General features: G+C 60.4%; 19 protein-coding genes. 6 read left to right on the forward strand and 13 right to left on the reverse strand.

All coding sequences use genetic code 11. The features are described from left to right. Window positions 1–5: 5 nt before the first annotated feature. From ACF0H7_RS11355 to ACF0H7_RS11365, 3 genes are read right to left on the reverse strand one after another with little or no spacing between them, the layout of a single operon-like run. The gene (locus ACF0H7_RS11355; RefSeq protein ID WP_397452841.1) at window positions 6–326 is read right to left on the reverse strand and encodes a hypothetical protein; all 321 of its coding nucleotides are present in this window, start codon (window positions 324–326) and stop codon (window positions 6–8) included. Continuing rightward, window positions 323–1,675 (reverse strand): acyclic terpene utilization AtuA family protein, encoded by a 1,353-nt coding sequence (locus ACF0H7_RS11360; protein ID WP_397452842.1) that lies wholly within the window; start codon window positions 1,673–1,675, stop codon window positions 323–325. Before ACF0H7_RS11360 ends, ACF0H7_RS11355 begins: the two co-directional genes overlap by 4 nt. Then, window positions 1,676–2,971 (reverse strand): CitMHS family transporter, encoded by a 1,296-nt coding sequence (locus ACF0H7_RS11365; protein ID WP_397452843.1) that lies wholly within the window; start codon window positions 2,969–2,971, stop codon window positions 1,676–1,678. A 132-nt stretch (window positions 2,972–3,103) separates the two neighbouring features. Here ACF0H7_RS11365 and ACF0H7_RS11370 point away from each other — a divergent pair, with 132 nt between their 5' ends. Next, entirely contained in the window at window positions 3,104–4,054 is a 951-nt protein-coding gene (locus ACF0H7_RS11370) for a LysR family transcriptional regulator (protein WP_397452844.1), read from the forward strand. On the opposite strand, the gene ACF0H7_RS11375 is transcribed toward ACF0H7_RS11370, so the two are convergent. After that, the gene (locus tag ACF0H7_RS11375; RefSeq protein WP_397452845.1) at window positions 4,035–4,262 is read right to left on the reverse strand and encodes a hypothetical protein; all 228 of its coding nucleotides are present in this window, start codon (window positions 4,260–4,262) and stop codon (window positions 4,035–4,037) included. The two genes, ACF0H7_RS11370 and ACF0H7_RS11375, sit on opposite strands and share 20 nt — an antisense overlap. Window positions 4,263–4,382: 120 nt before the next feature. Here ACF0H7_RS11375 and ACF0H7_RS11380 point away from each other — a divergent pair, with 120 nt between their 5' ends. Beyond that, window positions 4,383–5,315 carry a transporter gene (locus tag ACF0H7_RS11380; RefSeq protein ID WP_397452846.1) on the forward strand — a complete coding sequence of 311 codons (933 nt, stop codon included), beginning with the start codon at window positions 4,383–4,385 and terminating at the stop codon, window positions 5,313–5,315. Between the two features lie 87 nt (window positions 5,316–5,402). Here the strand turns inward: ACF0H7_RS11380 and ACF0H7_RS11385 are convergent, their stop codons facing one another. From ACF0H7_RS11385 to xylA, 8 genes are all read right to left on the reverse strand, one after another. Further along, a complete protein-coding gene (locus tag ACF0H7_RS11385; protein WP_397452847.1) occupies window positions 5,403–5,996 on the reverse strand; it encodes a DUF4157 domain-containing protein in 594 nt (197 codons plus the stop codon). A gap of 222 nt (window positions 5,997–6,218) precedes the next feature. Next, window positions 6,219–6,692, reverse strand: coding sequence for a MarR family winged helix-turn-helix transcriptional regulator (locus ACF0H7_RS11390; protein ID WP_397452848.1), 474 nt, complete (start codon window positions 6,690–6,692; stop codon window positions 6,219–6,221). A 136-nt stretch (window positions 6,693–6,828) separates the two neighbouring features. Next, window positions 6,829–7,248 (reverse strand): organic hydroperoxide resistance protein, encoded by a 420-nt coding sequence (locus tag ACF0H7_RS11395; RefSeq protein WP_397452849.1) that lies wholly within the window; start codon window positions 7,246–7,248, stop codon window positions 6,829–6,831. 297 nt (window positions 7,249–7,545) lie between these two features. Continuing rightward, window positions 7,546–9,306 (reverse strand): hypothetical protein, encoded by a 1,761-nt coding sequence (locus tag ACF0H7_RS11400; RefSeq protein ID WP_397452850.1) that lies wholly within the window; start codon window positions 9,304–9,306, stop codon window positions 7,546–7,548. Between the two features lie 336 nt (window positions 9,307–9,642). Next, window positions 9,643–10,779 carry a sugar ABC transporter permease gene (locus ACF0H7_RS11405; RefSeq protein WP_397452851.1) on the reverse strand — a complete coding sequence of 379 codons (1,137 nt, stop codon included), beginning with the start codon at window positions 10,777–10,779 and terminating at the stop codon, window positions 9,643–9,645. After that, complete coding sequence (xylG, locus tag ACF0H7_RS11410) at window positions 10,780–12,336, reverse strand: D-xylose ABC transporter ATP-binding protein (RefSeq protein WP_397452852.1); 1,557 nt, start codon at window positions 12,334–12,336, stop codon at window positions 10,780–10,782. It lies immediately after the preceding gene. 164 nt (window positions 12,337–12,500) lie between these two features. Next, the gene (xylF, locus tag ACF0H7_RS11415) at window positions 12,501–13,502 is read right to left on the reverse strand and encodes a D-xylose ABC transporter substrate-binding protein (RefSeq protein ID WP_397452853.1); all 1,002 of its coding nucleotides are present in this window, start codon (window positions 13,500–13,502) and stop codon (window positions 12,501–12,503) included. 200 nt (window positions 13,503–13,702) lie between these two features. Continuing rightward, a complete protein-coding gene (gene xylA, locus ACF0H7_RS11420; RefSeq protein WP_397452854.1) occupies window positions 13,703–15,019 on the reverse strand; it encodes a xylose isomerase in 1,317 nt (438 codons plus the stop codon). Between the two features lie 164 nt (window positions 15,020–15,183). Here xylA and ACF0H7_RS11425 point away from each other — a divergent pair, with 164 nt between their 5' ends. The 4 genes from ACF0H7_RS11425 to ACF0H7_RS11440 all read left to right on the forward strand — a co-directional run bounded on the left by ACF0H7_RS11425 (window position 15,184) and on the right by ACF0H7_RS11440 (window position 19,238). Continuing rightward, window positions 15,184–16,365: a XylR family transcriptional regulator gene (locus ACF0H7_RS11425; protein WP_397452855.1), complete on the forward strand. Its 1,182-nt coding sequence runs from the start codon at window positions 15,184–15,186 to the stop codon at window positions 16,363–16,365. 100 nt (window positions 16,366–16,465) lie between these two features. Continuing rightward, complete coding sequence (locus ACF0H7_RS11430) at window positions 16,466–17,317, forward strand: CAP domain-containing protein (protein WP_397452856.1); 852 nt, start codon at window positions 16,466–16,468, stop codon at window positions 17,315–17,317. 42 nt (window positions 17,318–17,359) lie between these two features. Next, window positions 17,360–18,286 (forward strand): Gfo/Idh/MocA family protein, encoded by a 927-nt coding sequence (locus ACF0H7_RS11435; protein WP_397452857.1) that lies wholly within the window; start codon window positions 17,360–17,362, stop codon window positions 18,284–18,286. Between the two features lie 34 nt (window positions 18,287–18,320). Beyond that, window positions 18,321–19,238 (forward strand): pyridoxal-phosphate dependent enzyme, encoded by a 918-nt coding sequence (locus ACF0H7_RS11440; RefSeq protein WP_397452858.1) that lies wholly within the window; start codon window positions 18,321–18,323, stop codon window positions 19,236–19,238. Here ACF0H7_RS11440 and cysC read toward each other — a convergent pair. Then, a complete protein-coding gene (gene cysC, locus ACF0H7_RS11445) occupies window positions 19,232–19,843 on the reverse strand; it encodes an adenylyl-sulfate kinase (RefSeq protein ID WP_397452859.1) in 612 nt (203 codons plus the stop codon). The genes ACF0H7_RS11440 and cysC overlap by 7 nt on opposite strands. Window positions 19,844–20,092 lie beyond the last annotated feature (249 nt).

Raw genomic sequence — 20,092 nt, forward strand, 5'->3', positions numbered from 1 at the left:
TGCACTCAAAGCTCCAGGGCCAGAAGTGCCGCCCCCAAGGTTTTGCCATGCGCATCAAGGGCCAGTGAACGTGTGACGCCGCCCTTGAGAATGCCCGGCAGGACGAAATTAAGGGCGTGCAATTGCGGCAGCTCGTAGCGACGCACCGGCCCCGCAGCCGGGTCAAGCAGCGGGGCGAAGTGCTGCGCGATGGCGGCTTCGGTTAGTCGCTCCAGCAGCAACGGGTAGTCTTCCTCGCGGTAGGCAATGATCGAAATGTTCGAGGTATCGCCTTTGTCTCCCGTGCGGGCGTGTGCCAGGTCGGCAACGGTGCGAGTGGTCATCATGAGAGCTCCTGATTGAGTTCGAGGCGAATGGCACTTCGGGGCATCAGCACAGAGGCCACCGCGACCACTTGACGAATGTATTTGCTGGCGCCACCGCCACCGGCCGGGCCATTGGTGTAGAGCGTTTCCACTTCGTTGCCGATCAACACGGCCTGCTCGCGGCTGTCACAGCGGGCAGTCACCCGCAAGCGCACTTCGGTGGGCTCGTGGGCCATGGGCAGTGTTTCGCCGTACAGCGCATTGACGCCGATCAAGTCGATGCGAACCTCGCGCGTTGCCACGCCGGTCAGTCGAAAGCGCTCCATCACCACTTCACCTGCCAACCGCGCGCGAGCCAGTGCGCCGGGGCCGCCATAGGACATTTGACCCTCGCCGATCCAGCCGTCGAGGTAGCCCACTGATACTTTGAGATTCTCAGGTCGCGGTGTGCCGCCTGCACCGTGGGCCACCACTTGGTTTTCGCCAGTCTGGACAAAATTCACTTGGCTGAAGTCGGAGCTCACGTCGGGCGTCAGGTAGCACGCAGGGTTGTGCACTTCGTAAATCATCTGCTCGGTACAGGTTGCCTTGTCGATCCGGCCACCACTGCCGGCGACCTTGCTGATCGTGGCGCGTCCCTGTTCATCGACCTCGACAATTGGGAAGCCCAGGCGTGCCAGGTCAGTGACGTCCTTGCGCCCGGGGTCGGCAAAATAGCCGCCGGTGATCTGCCCGGCACATTCCAGCAGATGGCCAATCAGCGTGCCCTGGCCCAGTCGCAGCCAGTCATCGTTTGCCCAGCCGAACTCGAACAGTTGCGGGGCAAGAAACAGCGAAGGGTCTGCCACTCTGCCGGTGATGACGATGTCGGCATCGGCCGCCAATGCCTGGACGATTCCGTCGGCGCCAAGGTAAGCGTTGGCCGACACCAGGTTATCGCCCAGCGAAGCGACGCTCTGCCCATTGTCGAGCAGTTGCTCGGGCTGAGCGCGCAATGATTCAAGTACGTCATCGCCGCTTAACGCGACAATGTTAAGCCCGCTGAAGCCCAGCTCCGTGGCCAATTGGCGGACTGCTTTTGCTGCTGATCGAGGATTCGCAGCGCCCATATTGGTGATGATTCGCAACCTGCGCCCGCGCGCCACTGAGCTATGGACGAAGGGCAAGACCCTGCGCATGCGTTCAAGCAATAACGGGTCGTAGCCGCGTTGCGGATCAATCAGCCGTTCGAGTTGCGCCAGGGCGATGGTGCGCTCGGCCAGGCATTCGAACACCAGATAGTCCAGCTGACCTTTTTCTGCCAACTCCACCGCAGGCTCGATACGGTCACCGGAATAGCCGGCGCCAGCGCCGATTCTCAAGGTTTTCATTCAAAACACTCCCAGCAACAGGGCGGTGATGGTCATCAGCACCGATGCGCTGAACAGGAACGGAATGGTGAAGCGTTGATGGTCGGCCAGTTCGATCTTGCACAGGCCCACCAGCAGGAACGTCGCCGGCGTCAGCGGGCTGACCGGGAAGCCGGTGGTATGCACGCCCAACAGTGACGCCTGGGCAATTTGCAACGGGCTGACACCCAGCGAGCGGCCGACTTCAGCGATCACCGGCATCACGCCAAAGTAGTAGGAGTCGGGATCGAACAGCAGGCTCAAGGGCATCGACAGGAAACCGACCACTGCCGGAATGAGTTTGCCGTGACCGGCAGGGATACCCGCCACCGCCACTTCGGCCATGGCCTTGAGCATGCCAGTGCCCTGCATGATGCCGGTGAACACCCCAGCGGCAAAAAGGATGCTGGCCATGGTCAGGGCGGTTTTGGCGTGGGCGTCGATGCGTGCGCGCTGCGCGTCGACGTTGGGATAGTTAAGGCACAGGGCGATGACGGTGCCGACCATGAACATCACCACCGGGTCGACCCAGCCGGCAATCATCACCGCCATGACGACGACTGTGAGCAGCAGATTGACCAGGAACAGGCGAGGGCGACGCAGCACTTCTTCGTCTGTGCTGAGGATGCGCTGCGGCATGACATCGCTCGCTGACATACCCGCGCCAAGGCCCAGCCGCCGCTCTTCACGCAACCCCAGTCCCCAGGCGCAGGCGAACACGAATAACAAGCCGACCAGTTGCACCACGATCAAGGGCTGGAACAGTTCGCTGACCGTCACGTGCAACGCCGCTGAAGAGCGCAGCACCGGCCCGGTCCAGGGTAAAAAATTAACCCCGGCGGCCATGGCGGCGACGCAGGCCAGTATGCGTTTGTCCATGCCCAGGCGGGTATAGAGCGGCAACATTGCCGGCACTGTCACCAGAAAGGTCACCGCACCGGAACCGTCCAGGTGCACCAACAACGCCAGCAGCGCCGTGCCAAAAACAATGCGAGTAGGGCGGGTGCCAACTGTCTTCAGAATACGGTCGATGATCGGGTCGAGCATGCCGGCGTCGGTCATCACCCCAAAAAACAGAATGGCAAACACGAACATACCGACCACGGGTGCAACGTTCTTGATGCCGGTGATGATGAACGCGCTGGTCTGTAGGCCGAACCCCGCTATCAGTGCAGCGATGATCGGCAAGGCGATCAGGGCCACCAGCGGTGACAGGCGCTTACTCATGACCGCCAGCAGTAAACAGAGAATGGTGATCACACCAATGGAAGCGAGCATGTTAGCTCTCCGTGTGTGCCCTCCTGGTGATCGAGTCCCGGACGGCTGGTTTGTTGTTGTGAAATCAGTATTGAAATTTCCGCCGCGTGTTGTAAATTGAAATACACACTGCATCACGTTCGGAAAAACAGAATGAAGAATTCGATTCAATGCATTCGAGCATTCGTGGCGGTGGCCCGAGCCGGCCACTTCGCCAAGGCGGCGGCGCAACTGCACCTGTCGCCTTCAGCGTTGACGGTGCAGGTCCAGCAACTGGAGAGTTGGCTGGGCGTGGCGCTGCTCGACCGCGGCCCTCGCCATCTGGAACTGACTCAGGCAGGGCGGCAGAACATCGGTCCGATGGAAAAGATCCTGATGGACCTCGACAACATTGTTGAGCAGAACCAGGACCTGGCGGCGGTCAGACGCGGCGTGATCGAGTTCGCCGCGCTTCCCTCACTCTGCTCAGGGATCCTGCCCGAAGTGCTCAAACGATTTGGCGATGATTACCCCGGTGTGGAAATACGCCTGCGCGATGTGGTGGCCCAGCGAATAGACGAGCTGGTACGCAGCGGCGACGTGGACTTTGGCCTCGGAGTGCAGGCCAAAAACGCCACAGGCTTGGCCTTCAAACCGCTGATGGTCGATCACCTGTGCCTGCTGCTCCCCACCGGCCATACATTAGCCGACGGCCGTAACCTTACGCTCGCTGAGCTTGAGGGGCAGCCGATGATACTGACCGGGCGCGACAGCAGCGTGCGCATGCAGATAGAGCGACTATTTGAAGACCGAGGCCTGGTATTGAACCGGCATATCGAAGCCAATTACATGTCCACAGTCATAGCGCTGGTCAAACAGGGCCTGGGCATCACCTTGTTGCCCGAGTCCGCCGCGCTGGGCCATAACGGGCTGGTCAGCCTCAGGATAGAGGAAGCGGCCTTGAGCCGAGATATCGGGCTGATCACCCGCAGTGAGTACGACCTGAGCCCGGCCGCCAAGGCATTTCTGGACAGGTTGGTTGAGTGCGTAGGAAGTCTTCCCTATCGCTGCGAAATACCATCAACGGTGAGCGGGTCTGAGCACTTCATAGCGTCTGGACATTGAGTCGAGCCAGTCCTTCCAGCACGGCGGCAGCGTCAGTGAGTGCGCCGAAAATTCCGTTCTCCACGGTCACCATATACAGCGCGGCATCGTGGGCGTACCGGTCACCGCTGGCACAAGCGTCGGCGATGGTCAGGCATTGGAAGTTGCGATCAACTGGCGTTTCTTCCCTGCCTCCGGGACCCGGCAGGCGCTGGGAGCTACGAATCACTGTGCTCAGGGCCGATCGGCCAGGAGTATCCGATCAAATAGCACGTGCGGCCACGCAGTGATGGATGCAGATGCGCTACAACAATACATAGCACTACGGGGCCAGATAGGAATCGAGTGAATGTGGATGAAATACAACGTTTGCGTCGTCAGGCTGGTTCGGTTCGCGTCCGCTTCGCTCATCATGGTAGCCGCCAGCGCAGTCGCAGAGGATCTCGAACCCAGGTCCTACGCTAATACGCCGGTGGGTATCAATTTTCTGCTCATGGGCTACAGCGATCTCCATGGCAGCGTGACCGCCAATCCCTCAGTCCCGCTCCAGGATGCCAAACTCGATATCAAGACTACCGTGTTTGCCTTTGCCAGATCCCTGGACGTCTGGGGCCGCTCCGGGAAGTTCGATGTAGTCGTACCTGAGGCCAGATTGACAGGCTCGGCTCTGTTCGCCGGTGAACCCAAGGAGCGTGATATCACCGGGCTGATCGATCCAAGATTCCGCTTCTCGGTCAACTTATATGGCGCCCCGGCGTTGTCCCTGGCCGAATTCCCCAGCTATCAACAGGATGTGATTATCGGCGCAAGCCTGGCGATTACGGCGCCGCTTGGCCAATACGACTCCAGTAAATTGGTAAATCTCGGCAACAATCGCTGGTCATTCAAACCCGAACTTGGGATTTCCAAGCGTCTGGGGCCCGTGACCCTGGAATTATCCGGTGCAGGAACCTTTTACACCGACAACGACCAGTACCTTGGGCACCAGACACTTTCCCAGAACCCGATTTATCAGGCACAGGCGCATCTTATCTATGCCTTTAACAACGGTGTCTGGGTCTCGCTGGATGGGACCTACTTCGCGGGCGGGAGCACCTCTGTCGATGGGGTCGGTAACCACGATTTTCAGGAAAACACACGCTATGGGTGCACCCTCACGCTGCCGTTGAATCGAAATAACTCGATAAAGCTGTTTGCGAGTGAGGGTGCGCATACCCGTACCGGCAGCGAATACGATGTCGCAGGCATTGCCTGGCAGTATCGCTTCGGAGGAGGGCTTTGAAAGTGAATCGTTGCATGGTGCGGCTTCTCTACAATCAAACGGTCAAAAAGCAGAGAACTAGATCCGCATCCGCTTCCAGTTTTCTGCTCAATCCGCCAAGCCCCTCAACACCCGCCCAACCTCCGCCTGCACCGCATACGCCGGTGCTTCCACTTGATTGAAGTCCTGCACATAGCGCTGGGCGAAGCCATCCACTCCCCATTGTTGGTATTGCTGCACGTGCTTCAATTCATGCGCCCATAACGCGACGTCGTGCGCGGTCTCGTCAGTGCGAAAGACGATGATGTCGATCAAGGTCACGGCGCCGATGTCCGGGTTTTGCAGCATCGCGTTGGCCGCGCTGAGTTCGCCGTTGTCGCCCACTTTGTAGCGTGCGGCATCGAGGACTTCGGGGCCGTACCAGCGCAGCAATTGTTCGCGGATTTCGGCTGGAATTGGTTGAGTGCCGGCCATGGCGGCTTCGGCGTGGGACTGACTGAGCCACAGCGCCAGGGCGGGTGCGGCGACCTGATAGAGGTCGGCCGGCAGGGTGCCGAGCATCGGGCTGAGGTCGGGCAGGCACAGGCAACCGTCGAGGCATATCTGTTTTTCGCCGGGCGGGCAGGCGGCGCTTTGCGCTGACGCATCGAGGCTCAGGCACAACGCGAGCAGTGCCGCGAGGTAGGGGGTGATCAGCCGCATGAGGGCTCCGGCAAACTGAGGGTTACGCCTGCTTCAGCGTAGTCTCGAACGGGACAGCTCCACTAGGGCGTTAGACTTTGTTTTGCAACACAGCGCGCTTCTGGCAAAAGCTTCTTGCGGTATGACTCACCCACATAGGTAACAAATCAGTTCAGGCACATAGGTAACAGTATTTAACTGGCAACGTGATTCCGCTCCCGGCACAGCTCGCCGAACGCCGGATCAGCCCTGGCTGGCGTTGAGGTTGCCGCGCAGTTCCAGCAGCTCGGCGCGCATCTCGCTGAGGGTTTTGATTGACATGGCGGAGGCGTCGACGATGCAGTCCGGAATGCCGTTGGCTTTGTCGCGCAGGGCCCAGCCTTGTTCGGTCAGTTGCAGCAACACCACGCGTTCGTCTTCCTTGCTGCGGGTGCGGCTCAGCAGGCCTTCGCTTTCCAGGCGTTTGAGCACGGGGGTCATGGAGCCGGGGTCAGTCAGCAGGCGGCTGCTGAGATCGCCTACGGTCAAGCCGTCCTGTTCCCACAACACCATCATTGCCAGGTATTGCGGATAGGTCAGGCCGAGTGCCTGCAACAGTGGTTTATAGACCCGGGTCATGGCCAGGGATGTGGAGTGCAATGCGAAGCACAGCTGACTGTCGAGCAGCAGGTGCTTGTAGTCCTTGGCGTTGGGGGAGCCGCTGTGGTTTGCGTTCATGGTCAGTCCTCTGTGTCGTATGCACTCTAGTCGAGTGCCGGGGTGTTCAAGGCATTGGATAGAATCTTCAGTGCGGCTGAGACACAAAAGCCCGCATCGCTGCGGGCTTTTTCGTACAGGGTGAAGCGTGTTGCGATTACACGGTTACGTGCAGGCGTACATCAACGTTGCCGCGAGTGGCGTTGGAGTACGGGCAAACCTGGTGAGCGGCGTCGACCAATGCCTGGGCAGCGGCTTGTTCCAGGCCTGGCAGGCTGATGTGCAGGTCGATGTCCAGACCGAAACCGCCGGGGATCTGGCCGATGCCGACGTGGGCCGTGATCGAGGCGTCTGCCGGGATGGTGCCTTTGGTCTGGCTGGCGACGAATTTCAGTGCACCGATGAAGCAGGCCGAGTAACCGGCAGCGAACAGCTGCTCAGGGTTGGTCGCTTCGCCGCCAGCGCCGCCCAGTTCTTTCGGGGTGGCCAGTTTGACGTCGAGGATCTTGTCGCTGGAAACGGCACGGCCATCACGGCCACCGGTGGCGGTTGCAACTGCGGTGTAGAGAGTGTTCATGGTGAGGCCTCATTAGGTATGAATTAGGTGTGTGTTGCGCTGAATGTTTGTGCGCTAACTGACTGCGAAGTAAATGTATCGCGCAAATATATTGTGCGCAATATAAATTTTGAAATAAATTCGGCAGGGTTTGTTTTCAGGAGGAGGCCAGGTGCGGAATATGAGTGTAAGAGGCTGATTTAAAAGCAAAGTTATTGTTGTTACCGTTCGTCGATGTGCCGTTAGACAGGACCGCTTCGCCAACAAGTTGGCTCCCACACACTCAGCGTGGGAGCCAGATCACACGTCAGACCTTGCTCACCATGGCGTAGGCTCTAGCGGGCCGACACCGCTCGGAATGCCCACGCCTTCGCCATTGCGCAAGAACGGCAGGTGCCATAAGTCGTTCGGGATGATTGGATCTCCCGGTTTGACGTTTTCCGGAAAGATGAACTCAAACACTGGCGCCAGGTACTGGCCCGCCACCAGGCCGTTGGCGACGGTCAAGTGACTGGCATTCTGTATGCAGCTGTCCACGGCGGTCTGGGCGAGGCCGTTCTGCGGCACGCACAGGGAACGCAGGATCACCCGCAGGGTACGCGTCGGTTGGCTAAGCAATCCGGTCGGCGCTTTGGTTGCCCGAATCCGCGCGCGGTTGGGCTGTGCGCCGGTGTTCTGGGTGCTGATGCCACCTGAAGCGCCGAAGCAGCTGGTGGGCAGGGTGGCTGCCGGGTTGCATTCGCCGGTCATCTCAAACGGTGTTACCCAGCGGTGGCGTTGCACGCCGGTCGCAGGGTCGACGTCGATCAGGTAGATGTCCACGGCGGTCTTGACGTCGGTGGTCGAAGCTTCGAGGAAGATCCGGTCCTGGGTTTCCTGTGCCACGCCGTTGACGGCGGTGACGGCGGGGTCGGCACTGCCGATACCGAAGTCGCCGATGGACACATAGCTGGGCTGGGTGCCGGGCTGGGTGTAGATGCCGATGGCGGCCTCGATGGTGTGCGCCGAGATGAAGTCCGGGGTGCCGGCGGTGGTCGATTTGAACAGGGTCCCGGAGTAGGTGATGAAGTCACCGACTTCGAAGGGTGCTTGTTGGGTCGGGTCGGGATCGGTCGCCAGGCGCGTCGGGTCACTGAAGCGCTTCATGACGTACTGGCTGCACCAGGTCTGGCCTGCAACCGGCGGCGTCAGCTCTCCGGCAGCGGGCTGGACGACACCGGCCTGGCTGAAATTACGGCAGTTATTGGTGGTAATGGGGGTGACCACCTTTGGCCGGTTTTTCTGTGGGCAGAGGGTGTCATCCCCGGTGCGGGGTACGCACATGGGATAGCCGGTGGCCGCGTGGATGGTCGGGTTGGCGTCGTCTACGGAGAAGCGAGGGTCAGGGCTTTGGGCTCGACCGAAACGTCCACTGGGGTCGTTGATTTGCAGGACCGTCGGGTGCGGCGAGTTGGCGCTGGTGACTTCGATATTGCCGGTGGTTTGGTCGATCAGACTGATGTAGCCGCTGCCGGTTTGCACCGATAGCTGAGAGACGTAAATCAGGCCGGCGATCTGCTTGCCACTGACGGTGTTGCCCACCACGTGGACTTCGAACGACGGGTAAGTATTGGGGATTTTATTCAAGCCCAGTTGTCCGCCGTGGACGAAATCGGCCCAGTTCAAGGTGTTGGCCGGCATCTGGATCACGCTGTTGCAAGGGACGATGATGGTGGTGCCATTCAGCGCGACCGTACCGCCCAACCGACTCGGGTCGGTGGTCGCCGGGCAGTTGATGTTGCCGGGGTCGACCGTCATGTCCTGGATGAAGCCGGTGACGGCGAACGCATGAATCGCGGTCGGATTGACGAATACCGGATCAGGCAAGGTCGGCGTGCTGAAAGGCGGCGTGGCCCCTTTGACCGGCGGCTTGGCAGTCCCGCCACCGCCTTGAGCCTGGACGTTGCCGACGCCCGTGAAGGCCAGTGCGAGGGCCAGGGTCAGTACTCCCGTAATCAATGCGGGACGTCCAATGGTGTCGCTACGTCGCATCGGATACGGCACGGCGACCTGCTTTTTTGCTTTGGAAAATGTGCTCATGGTTCGCTCCACATCCAGTCAGGCCAGTCGTTGATCATCTGTCTTCCAGACAAGATCAAGTCGCGATGCACTGGCCAGTTTGGAACACCGTCGCGAGAGACATTTCCATATGTCTGAGACCCTCAGTGCAGTAGTCGTGCCTGATTGTGTGAGCAGTCGTCGAAACGCCAAAAGTGAGTATTTTTTATTGGTCAGTTGACGTTTTTTTCACAGAGCTGGCCGATAGCCATGCCAAATGTTGGGGGCGTGTTCCCAAATACTGGGGGAGGGGACGCGATGTTGAGGTACAGACACTCGCGTCCCTTCGAGAAGGCTTGTGTGTGGGTTAAAGCCAGTTCAACGTCGACCCGCCCGGGTGCTCACATCGACCCACACGGCCAACACCAGAATGCTGCCTTTGACGATCATCTGCCAGTAGCTGTCGACATCCAGCATCGACATCCCGTTATCCAGGCTGCTGATCACCAACGCCCCGAGCAGCGCGCCGTACACCGTGCCAGAGCCGCCGCGCATCGAGGTGCCACCGATGAAGCAGGCGGCGATGGCGTCAAGTTCGCCCATGTTGCCGGCCGAGGGTGAGCCGGCGGCGAGGCGGGCGGTGTTGACCAACCCGGCGAGGGCGCACATCACGCCCATGATGCCGAAGATCCACAGCTTGATCGCCTGCACGTTGATCCCGGACAAGCGCGTGGCTTCCATGTTGCTGCCCACCGAATAGATGCGGCGGCCGAACACGGTCTGGCTGGTGACGTAGCTGAACACGCCAAGCAAGATCAACAACAGCAGCACAGGAACCGGAATGCCGTCGTAGCTGTTGAGGGTGTAGACGAAGCCAGTCAGCACCGCGCCGATCAGCACCACGCGAATGCTGTCGCGCAGCAGCGAGTGCATGGATAAACCGTGCAGTGCGCGGTTGATCCGCTGGCGCCAGGTGAGGAACAGGGTCAGGCCAAACAGCAACACACCGAGTATTACCCCCGCCAGCGCTGGCAAGTAACCCTGCCCGATGTACACCAGGTTGGCCGACACCGGCGCAATCGTGGTGCCGCCGGTAATGCCCAGCAGCACCCCGCGAAACGCCAGCATGCCGCCCAGGCCGACGATGAACGAGGGGATGCGCAGGTAGGCGGTCATGTAGCCGTTGCCCAGGCCGATCAGCAACCCGCAGAGGGCGACGATGGCGAGGTTGAGCGGCAGCGGCAGGTGGTACACCACATCGAGAATCGCCGCCACGCCGCCGAGCAGGCCGAGCATCGAACCGACCGACAGGTCGATCTCGCCACTGATGATCACCAGCACCATGCCGCAGGCAAGGATCCCGGTAATCGACATTTGCCGCAGCAGGTTCGACAGGTTGCGCGGGGTGACGAAACCGCCCTCGGTTTGCCAACTGAAGAACAGCCAAATGATCACCACGGCGATCAGCAGGGCGAGCATTTTGTAGCGAGTGAACAGCTGTTTGACCTGATTCATTTACGCGGACTTCCGATCATTGTTGTCATGCCCGTTCGGCTGGCTGAGCGCCGCAGCGAGCACTTGCTCCTGAGTCAGTTCGTGGTTGATGAAGTCGCCGCGCAACTGGCCTTCGCCGATCACCAGTACACGGTCGGAAACGCCTAATACCTCGGCCAGTTCCGACGAAACCATGATGATCGACACACCGACGGCCGCCAGCGCGCCCATCAACTTGTAGATCTCATACTTGGCACCGACATCGACGCCACGGGTGGGCTCGTCGAGGATCAGCACGCGGGGTTTGGTCAGCAGCATCTTGGCCAGCACCGCTTTCTGTTGATTGCCGCCGGAGAGGCTGGTGATGGGCAGGAACGGCGTCGCGGTTTTCAACTGCATCCGGGTGATTTCCTGCTGGATGCTGTCGAGTTCGGCCTCGGCGTCGATGCGGGTCATGCGCGAGAAATTATCCAACACCGCGAGGGTGATGTTTTGCCCGACGCCCAGGTCGGGAATGATCCCCTGGCGCTTGCGATCTTCCGGCACCATGCACAGGCCGGCGCGGATCGACTTCAACGGGGTGCGGGTGTCGACGACTTTACCGTCCAGCCACACTTCGCCTTCGTAGCGGCCAGGGTAGGAGCCGAACAGCGCCGAGACCAACTCTGTGCGCCCGGCGCCGACCAGCCCGGCGATGCCGAGGATCTCGCCGCGCTTGAGGCTGAACGAGATATTGTCGACGCGTTTGCGGCTGGGGTTGTCGACGTCATAACAGGTGATGTGCCGCGCCTCGAACATCACCTCGCCGACGGTGTGCGGTTCGGTGGGGTAGAGGTTGCTCATTTCGCGGCCGACCATCTGCGTGATGATGCGCGCGATGTCCATGTCGGCCATGGCGGTGGTGGCGATGTGTTTGCCGTCGCGGATCACCGAGATGGTGTCGCAGACCGCTGCCACTTCATCGAGCTTGTGCGAGATATAGACACAAGCGACGCCCTTGGCCTTGAGGTCGCGGATGATGTCCAGCAGCACCTCGATTTCCGAACGGGTCAGGGCCGAGGAGGGTTCATCGAGAATCAGCAGGCGGGCTTTCTTGTTCAGCGCCTTGGCAATTTCCACCAGTTGCTGATAACCGCCGCCGTATTGCGACACCGGCAGCGAGACGTTCATGTCCGGCACCTTCAGTTCGCGCATCAGGGCTTCGGCGCGGTGGATCATCGCCGGGTAGTTCATCCGGCCGCCGGGCAGGGTCAGTTCGTGGCCCATGAAGATGTTTTCGGCGACAGACAGGTCGGGCACCAGGGTCAATTCCTGGTGAATGATCACGATCCCGGCGGCTTCGGTTTCGCTGATGGAATGGGCCCGGAGTGGCTTCCCGTCCCAGAGGATTTCGCCTTCCCAGGTGTCGCACGGGTAGACCGCCGACAGCACTTTCATCAGGGTCGATTTACCGGCCCCGTTTTCCCCGCACAAGCCCACACACTCGCCGGGCTTGACCTTGATATCGATGCCATTCAGCGCACGCACCCCGCCGAAGGCTTTGACGATTCCTTTCATTTCCAGCAAGTAGTCGGGCATCGAGAATTCTCATACGAACGCAAGGGGCGAAACGCAACGTGTTGGCTTGCAGACAACCGCGTCCTTACGTAGGAGCGAACTTGTTCGCGAGGCTTTGTGCCTGATGCACATCATCAAGCGGCTCGCCAACAAGTTGGTTCCTACAGAGGAGCCGATTTAATCAGTCATTGCCCCGCAATCTGCGCTTTCGTATAGAACCCGTCTTCCTCCAGCACGTTGATGTTGTCTTTGGTCAACGGCGTCGGTTTGAGCAGGATGCTGTCGACCTTCTTGACCCCGTTGTCGTATTGCGAGTTGAAGGTAGGCTTCTCGTTACGCACCAGTTGTACCGACAGCTTGGCCGCTTCCGAAGCCAGCAGTTTCAGCGGCTTGTAGACGGTCATGGTCTGGGTGCCTGCGATCACGCGCTTGATCGCCGCGAGGTCGGCGTCCTGGCCGGAGACCGGTACCTTGCCGTCGAGTTTCTGCGCGGCGAGGGCCTGGATCGCACCGCCGGCTGTAGCGTCGTTGGACGCGACGATGGCATCGATTTTGTTGTTATTGGCGGTCAGGGCGTTCTCGACAATGCTCAGCGCTTCGGTCGGGTTCCACTCTTTCACCCACTGCTGACCGACGATTTTGATGTCGCCTTTGTCGATCAAGGGTTTCAGCACCTTCATCTGACCTTCACGCAGGATCTTGGCGTTGTTGTCCGTCGGTGCGCCGCCGAGCAGGAAGTAATTGCCCTTGGGTTGTGCCTTGACCACGCCTTCGGCCTGCATCTCGCCGACCTTCTCGTTGTCGAAGGAAATATAAGCATCGATATCGGCGTTGAGGATCAGGCGGTCGTAAGACAGCACCTTGACCCCGGCCTTCTTGGCTTCGGCGACGGCATTGTTCAGCACCGTGGCGTTGAACGGCACGATGACGATCACATCGACGCCGCGCGAGATCAGGTTTTCAATTTGGGAAATCTGCCGCTGTTCATTGGCATCGGCCGATTGAACGTAGACCTTGGCGCCCAATTGCTCAGCGGCGGCCGTGAAGTAATCCCGGTCGCGCGACCAACGCTCGAGGCGCAGGTCGTCGATGGAAAAGCCGATTTTCGGGTGTTGCGCGTCGGCCATGGCCGAGTTGCCGATCATGACCAGGAAACTGGCGAGTAAGGCGGTTTTCAGGTTCTTCATAATGCTGTGTCCTTTTATTTTTGTTTAGAGGCACATCAATACCGTGACCGTACTGCGGGTGAAGCTGTAAAGCATCGAGGCAAAAAAGGCGAACGGGGAGAGGTGTTGCGTGGCGTCCGTTGCCGTCATGAAGAACTGCCGATCATGCCTCGTTGGCAGCGTCGGCGATAGCCCCGCACAGCAACATCCTCCCCCTCGTTTCAAGGGTAAATAAAGCGATTGACCACGCCTTCGAGCATCTCCTGGCGGCCGCTGACCGGTTGCGGGTTCAACTCATGCTGGAACGCGTGTTCGGCCAGGGATTCGAGGCTGTAGTTACCGGCGAGCACCGCGCGTCCGAGGGACTGGTCCCAACCGGCATAGCGCTGGGTTTTGAATTGCTCGAGCACATCGTTCTGCACCATGCTCGCGGCGCGTTCCAGCGCCAGAGCGAGGACGTCCATCGCGGCGACGTGGCCATAGAACAGATCGACTTCGTCCAGGCTCTGGCGGCGGACCTTGGAGTCAAAGTTGAAGCCGCCGTGGGTGAAGCCGCCGGCCTTGAGGATTTCGTAGGTGGCCAGGGTCAGCTCTTCGACGCTGTTGGGGAACTGGTCGGTGTCCCAGCCGTTCTGCGGATCACCACGGTTGGCGTCGATGCTGCCGAAAATCCCCAACGCCGCTGCGGTGGCGATTTCGTGCTGGAAGCTGTGGCCGGCGAGGGTGGCGTGGTTGGCCTCGATGTTGACCTTGATTTCTTTCTCCAGCCCGAACTGATGCAGGAAACCATGCACCGTGGCGGTGTCGTAGTCGTACTGATGCTTGGTCGGCTCCTGGGGTTTGGGTTCGATCAGCAGGTCACCGGTGAAACCGATCTTGTACTTGTGCTCGACCACCATGCGCATGAAGCGCCCGAGTTGTTCGCGCTCACGTTTGAGGTCGGTGTTGAGCAGGGTTTCGTAACCTTCACGGCCGCCCCACAGCACGTAGTTGGAACCCTTGAGGCGGTGAGTGGCGTTCATCGCGCTGAATACTTGCGCGGCGGCGTAGGCGAACATTTCCGGGTTCGGGTTGCTCGCGGCACCGGCGGCGTAGCGCTGATGGCTGAAGCAGTTGGCGGTGCCCCACAGCAGTTGAATGCCGGTCTCTTCCTGATGGCGCTCCAGTTGGTCGACCATTTGCGCAAAGTTATTGCGGTACTCCTTCAGGCTCGCGCCTTCCGGGGCCACGTCAGTGTCGTGGAAGCTGTAATAGTCGATGCCCAGTTTGGAGAAGAATTCAAAGGCCGCGGCGGCCTTATGGTGAGCCAGTTCCATGGCATTGCTCGGCTGCTGCCAGGGGCGCTTGAAGGTGCCGACGCCAAACATGTCGCTGCCGGGCCAGACGAAGCTGTGCCAGTAACAGGCGGCCATCCGCAGGTGCTCGCGCATCGGCTTGCCGAGGATGATTTTGTTGGCATCGTAATGACGGAAGGCCAGAGGTGAGTCGCTACCGGGACCCTCGTAAATGATTCGCTCGACAGCGGGAAAGTAGGTCATCTGCAATTTCCTTGTTGTTGTGAGGGGGGCGCTAACCTGACCTCGATAGTAGCGCCGCCTCAGGTGTGACTTATTATGAAAATCACCAAACCCGAGTTCGATTTTGAGTATTGAGATTCCGCCGCCGCGCGCCTAACCTGTGCTGATCGGCCCGGAGAAAAACAATGAAAACCGTCCCGCCCATCCACCGCATCGCCCTGTTGTTCAACGGCAATAAAATCTACGATCGCGGCATTATCAGCGGCATCGGCAATTACCTGAGCAGCACCCGGGCGACCTGGGATTTGTTTCTCGAGGAGGATTTTCTCTGCCGTTTGAAGGGCATCGAGCACTGGCAGGGCGACGGCATCATTGCCGACTTCGACGACCCGGTGATCGGCCAGGCGCTGACGGGGATCAAACTGCCGGTGGTGGCGGTGGGCGGCTCTTATGAGGACGAACGCGCCTATCCACGGCACATTCCCTACGTGGCCACCGATAACTTCGCCCTGATCAAGCTGGCGTACGAACACCTGATCGAGGCCGGGTTGACGCGCTTTGCGTGTTTCAGCCTGCCGGAAGCGCAGACCAATCGCTGGGCCCAGGAGCGTGAAAAAGCCTTCCGCCGACTGTTGCAGCGCGACGGTTTGCCGGTGGAGGTCTATCGTGGCCTGGAGACCAGTGCGCCGCTGTGGGACAGCGCGGTCGAGCAGCAAATCGCCTGGCTGCACAGCCTGCCCAAGCCGATCGGCATCATCGCCGTCAGCGACGCCCGCGCCCGGCAACTGCTGCAAGCCTGCCTGACCGCTGGCATCGCGGTGCCGGAACAAGTGGCGCTGATCGGCATCGACAACGATCCGCTGACCCGCAGCCTGACCCGGGTGCCGCTCAGTTCGGTGATCCAGGGCACCGAAAGCATGGGCCGCACCGCCGCTCGGTTGCTGCACCAGATGCTGCACGGCATGCCGTCGGCGGGTACGCAGATTCTGGTGCCGCCGGAAGCGATCAACGTGCAGACCTCAAGCCTGCACCAACCACTGGGCGATGCCTACGTGATGCAGGCGCTGCACTTTATTCGTCAGTACGCCTGCCAGGGGATCAAGACCGAGCAGGTGGCGAATTATGTCGGTGTCTCGCGGTCTTCTCTGGAGGCGCATTTCCGCCGGGAACTGGGCCGTAGCGTGCATGACGAGGTCCTGCGCTTCAAACTGGCCGCCGCCGCGGCCGGGCTTGAAAGCAGCACAGCCGCGATCGCCGAGATTGCCCAGGACTGCGGTTTCAAGTCGGCGCAATACCTGCATACGGTGTTCAAGCGCGAGTTTGGTTGCACGCCGCGTGAGTACCAGCAAGGTTATGGCGGCGCCTGAGCAGGAAGGGAGAAGCCGAATGGGGTTCATGAGAAAAGCCCGTGCGCGAAGGTGGTCGACATCGCGCATCATGGGTATGGTCAGTTCAAGGGAGAGGTTCATGCGCGTCCTGTCATCCGTCATATGTTTTACCGCGTTATCGTTGGCATTGCTGTTCGCCGCCAACGCCATGGCTTCCGAAGAGTCGCAACTGGTGAGCTCGATCAATGCCTATCGCAGCCAGTCGCAACGCTGCGGGACCCAGGCATCACTGGAACTGCCGCCGCTGACCGCCGACCCGCGACTGATCCTGCCGGCCACTGGTGGTGGTGATTTGCAACAGGCGTTGGCGCAACGGGCGTACCCGATGGTCAGTGTGCAGGCCATCACCCTGGGCGGGCCGCAAAATGCACAGTCGGCGATGACCGCGATCAAAGAGAGCTTTTGTCAGGTGGTGCTGGACCCGCAATTTATCGATGTGGGCGTCAGCCGTGACGGGTCGCAGTGGCGTATTGTGCTGGCGCGTCCATTGCTGGCCGGGCGTCTGGGCGACTGGCAAGTGGAAGGGCAAAAACTACTCGGCATGATTAACAGCGCGCGCAGCCAGCCGCGCCAGTGCGGCGCTCAATCGTTCGGCCCTACCACCGCGCTGGCCTGGAACCCGACCCTGGCGAGCGTCGCCGCGACCCACAGCCGCTCGATGGCCAACAACAATTTTTTCGACCACAAAGACCGCGACGGCCACACGCCGGGTGATCGGGCGGAACTGGGCGGTTACATCGGCCGCGCCATTGGTGAGAACATCGCCGCCGGCCAAGACACCGTGCGTAAAGTGGTCGACGGCTGGCTTGCCAGTCCCGGCCACTGCGCCAACATCATGAGCCCGCAGTTTCGCGAGCTAGGCGCGGCCTACGCGGTCGACCCCAAGAGCGACGCGGGGATTTACTGGACAGCGATGTTTGGCACCCAATGATTGCCGGCTAACACAATAATTTCAAAAAACAGGAAGTCATCGATGCATCCGATTCGTTTAGGGCTGGTGGGCTACGGCAAGATTGCGCAGGACCAACACGTGCCGGCGATCCGCGCCAACCCACGGTTTGAACTGGTGGCCGTCGCGACCCTCGGCCAGCCGTGTGCTGGCGTGGAAAACTTCAGCTCGCTGGAAGAACTGCTCGCCCGTGGCCCGCAGGTGGACGCCATCGCGTTCTGCACTCCGCCGCAAGGTCGCTTCGCCCTGGTACGTCAGGCACTGGCCGCCGGCAAGCATGTGCTCGTAGAGAAACCACCGTGTGCGACCCTCGGCGAGGCCATGGCGCTGGTCGATGATGTGCAGCAAGCGGGCGTTTCTGGCCTGTTCGCCTGGCACTCACGGTTTGCCGTGGGGGTCGAGTATGCCCGTCAGTGGCTGGACGGCAAAACCCTGCGGCAGGTGCGCGTCGACTGGAAAGAACAAGTGCGCAAGTGGCACCCGGGGCAGGCCTGGATCTGGCAGGCGGGCGGCTTGGGCGTGTTCGATCCGGGCATCAATGCACTGTCGATCGTGACTGAGTTGCTGCCCACGCCGTTGTTCGTCGAATCCGCCGTCTTGCAGGTACCGAGCAATTGCCAGTCGCCCATCGCCGCGTCGTTGCAGATGCGCGGTGCCGAACAGGTGCAGATCGAGGCGGCGTTCGACTTCGACCACGGCGAAAACGAAGAGTGGAGCATTCAGCTGCGTTGTGCCGAAGGTCTGTTGCGTCTTGACCGTGGCGGTGCTGACGTCAGCGTCGATGGTGTGCGTCAGGTGGTGGCCGACGACGGCGAATACGCGGCGATCTATCGTCACTTCGCTCAATTGATCGGTGACAAGGCCAGCGACATGGACCTGCAACCGCTGCGCATTGTCGCGGACAGTTTTTTTGTCGGCAGCAAGGAATCGGTTGCGCCGTTTTACGAGTGATTGAAGCCCTGTTTCGTTGACTAAGGTGATCGCCATGCTGCACATCAGAACGCCCTTGCTCCTCCACCCCGGCTTATCGACGCCGGCGCGGCGGATCTGGCTCAAGCTGGAGAACCTGCAACCCAGTGGCTCATTCAAGCTGCGCGGCATGGGTTTGCTCTGTACTCAGGCGCTGCAGCAGGGCAAGAAAAAAGTGGTTTGCCCCTCCGGTGGCAACGCCGGTTTGGCTACAGCGGTGGCGGCGGTCGCGCTCGGGCTGGAGGCGTGCATCATCGTGCCGCACACCACCCCGCAAGCCACCCGCGATCGCATCACCGACACCGGGGCCAAACTGATCGTGCACGGCAAAGTCTGGGACGAGTCCAATCAGTTGGCGCTGGAATTGGCCCAGGACGCCGAGACCGAATACGTCCCGGCCTTTGACCATCCTGTGTTGTGGCAAGGCCACAGCAGCATGATCGATGAAATCCTCGAAGACTGCCCGCAGGTCGATACCGTGGTGACCTCGGTGGGCGGCGGTGGGTTGCTGGCCGGGATTCTCACGGGTTTGCAACGCCATGGGCGCAACGACTGCCGAATCATTGCCTGCGAAACCGCAGGTGCTGCGTCCTTTGCCGCAGCGCTCAAGGCTGGGCACCCCGTGCGATTACCTGAGATCAACACCGTCGCCAGTTCACTCGGCGCCTCGCAAGTGGCGGCATGGCCGGTGGAGCATATTCAGGGTTTTCCGTACCAGAGCGTGGTGCTGAGCGACGCCGAAGCGATCATGGGCGTGGTGCGTTATGCCGATGACCTGCGCCAGTTGGTCGAGCCGGCTTGCGGTGTGTCGCTGGCAATCGCTTACCTCGATCACCCGTCGATAGCCGACGCTCATGATGTGGTGATCGTGGTCTGCGGCGGAGTCAGCATCAGTGCGCAGAAGGTCGTCGAGTGGGCCGCCGCCGATCAGTGACGCGAACCTTCACTGATTGGGATGTGGCTCACCACATAGTCCAGTAATGTCTGCAGGCTGGTTGCAATCGACTCATTGCCGGTATCGAGGCGCAATTGCGGGTGCTCCGGTGCCTCGTAGGGTGCGCTGACTCCGGTGAAATCGGGCAACTCGCCGGATCGAGCCTTCTTGTACAAACCTTTGGGATCGCGCGCCTCGCAGTTGGCCAGATCCGCCGCGACATGGATCTCGTGAAACGCCTGGCCGACGGAGTGCCGGGCATTGGCGCGGTCAGTGCGATAGGGCGAAATAAAGGCGGTGATGCAAATTAACCCGGCGTCGGCGAACAGCGCCGCCGCTTCACCCACGCGACGAATGTTCTCGGTGCGGTCCTGAGCGCTGAAGCCCAGGTTGTTATTCAGACCTTTGCGCACATTGTCGCCGTCGAGCACATAGCAACTGTAACCCAGTCGGGTCAGCGCCAGTTCCAGGGCCATCGACAGCGTGGACTTGCCCGAGGCAGACAAACCGGTCAACCACAATACGGCGCCGCGGTGGCCGTAATGGATCTGGCGATCACTGCTGGTCAGGGCATGGGGGACAGAGGTCAGGTTGTCGTTGTTCATCAGGGACCTATGGCGCAAACGGGCGTGCGGGTCAGAAGCTCAGGCCCGCGTTGAGTCCAATCGCTTTCGTGGGCCATGCCCGGTATCACCAAGATAGCAGCGCATTGCGTGCCCGTCGCCTGAACGGCTCATTGGAGCGCGATTTCCAGTGTCAGGCGAATTCGGGGTGAGGCTCATGCACGACCTATCGAGTGAGACGAATTGCGTCTGGCGATCGCTCAGGTAAATGAGCCAGCGCTGGTTTTTTGC

Origin of the sequence: Pseudomonas sp. NA-150 (genome assembly GCF_044336365.1) — a bacterium.
Taxonomy (GTDB): domain Bacteria; phylum Pseudomonadota; class Gammaproteobacteria; order Pseudomonadales; family Pseudomonadaceae; genus Aquipseudomonas.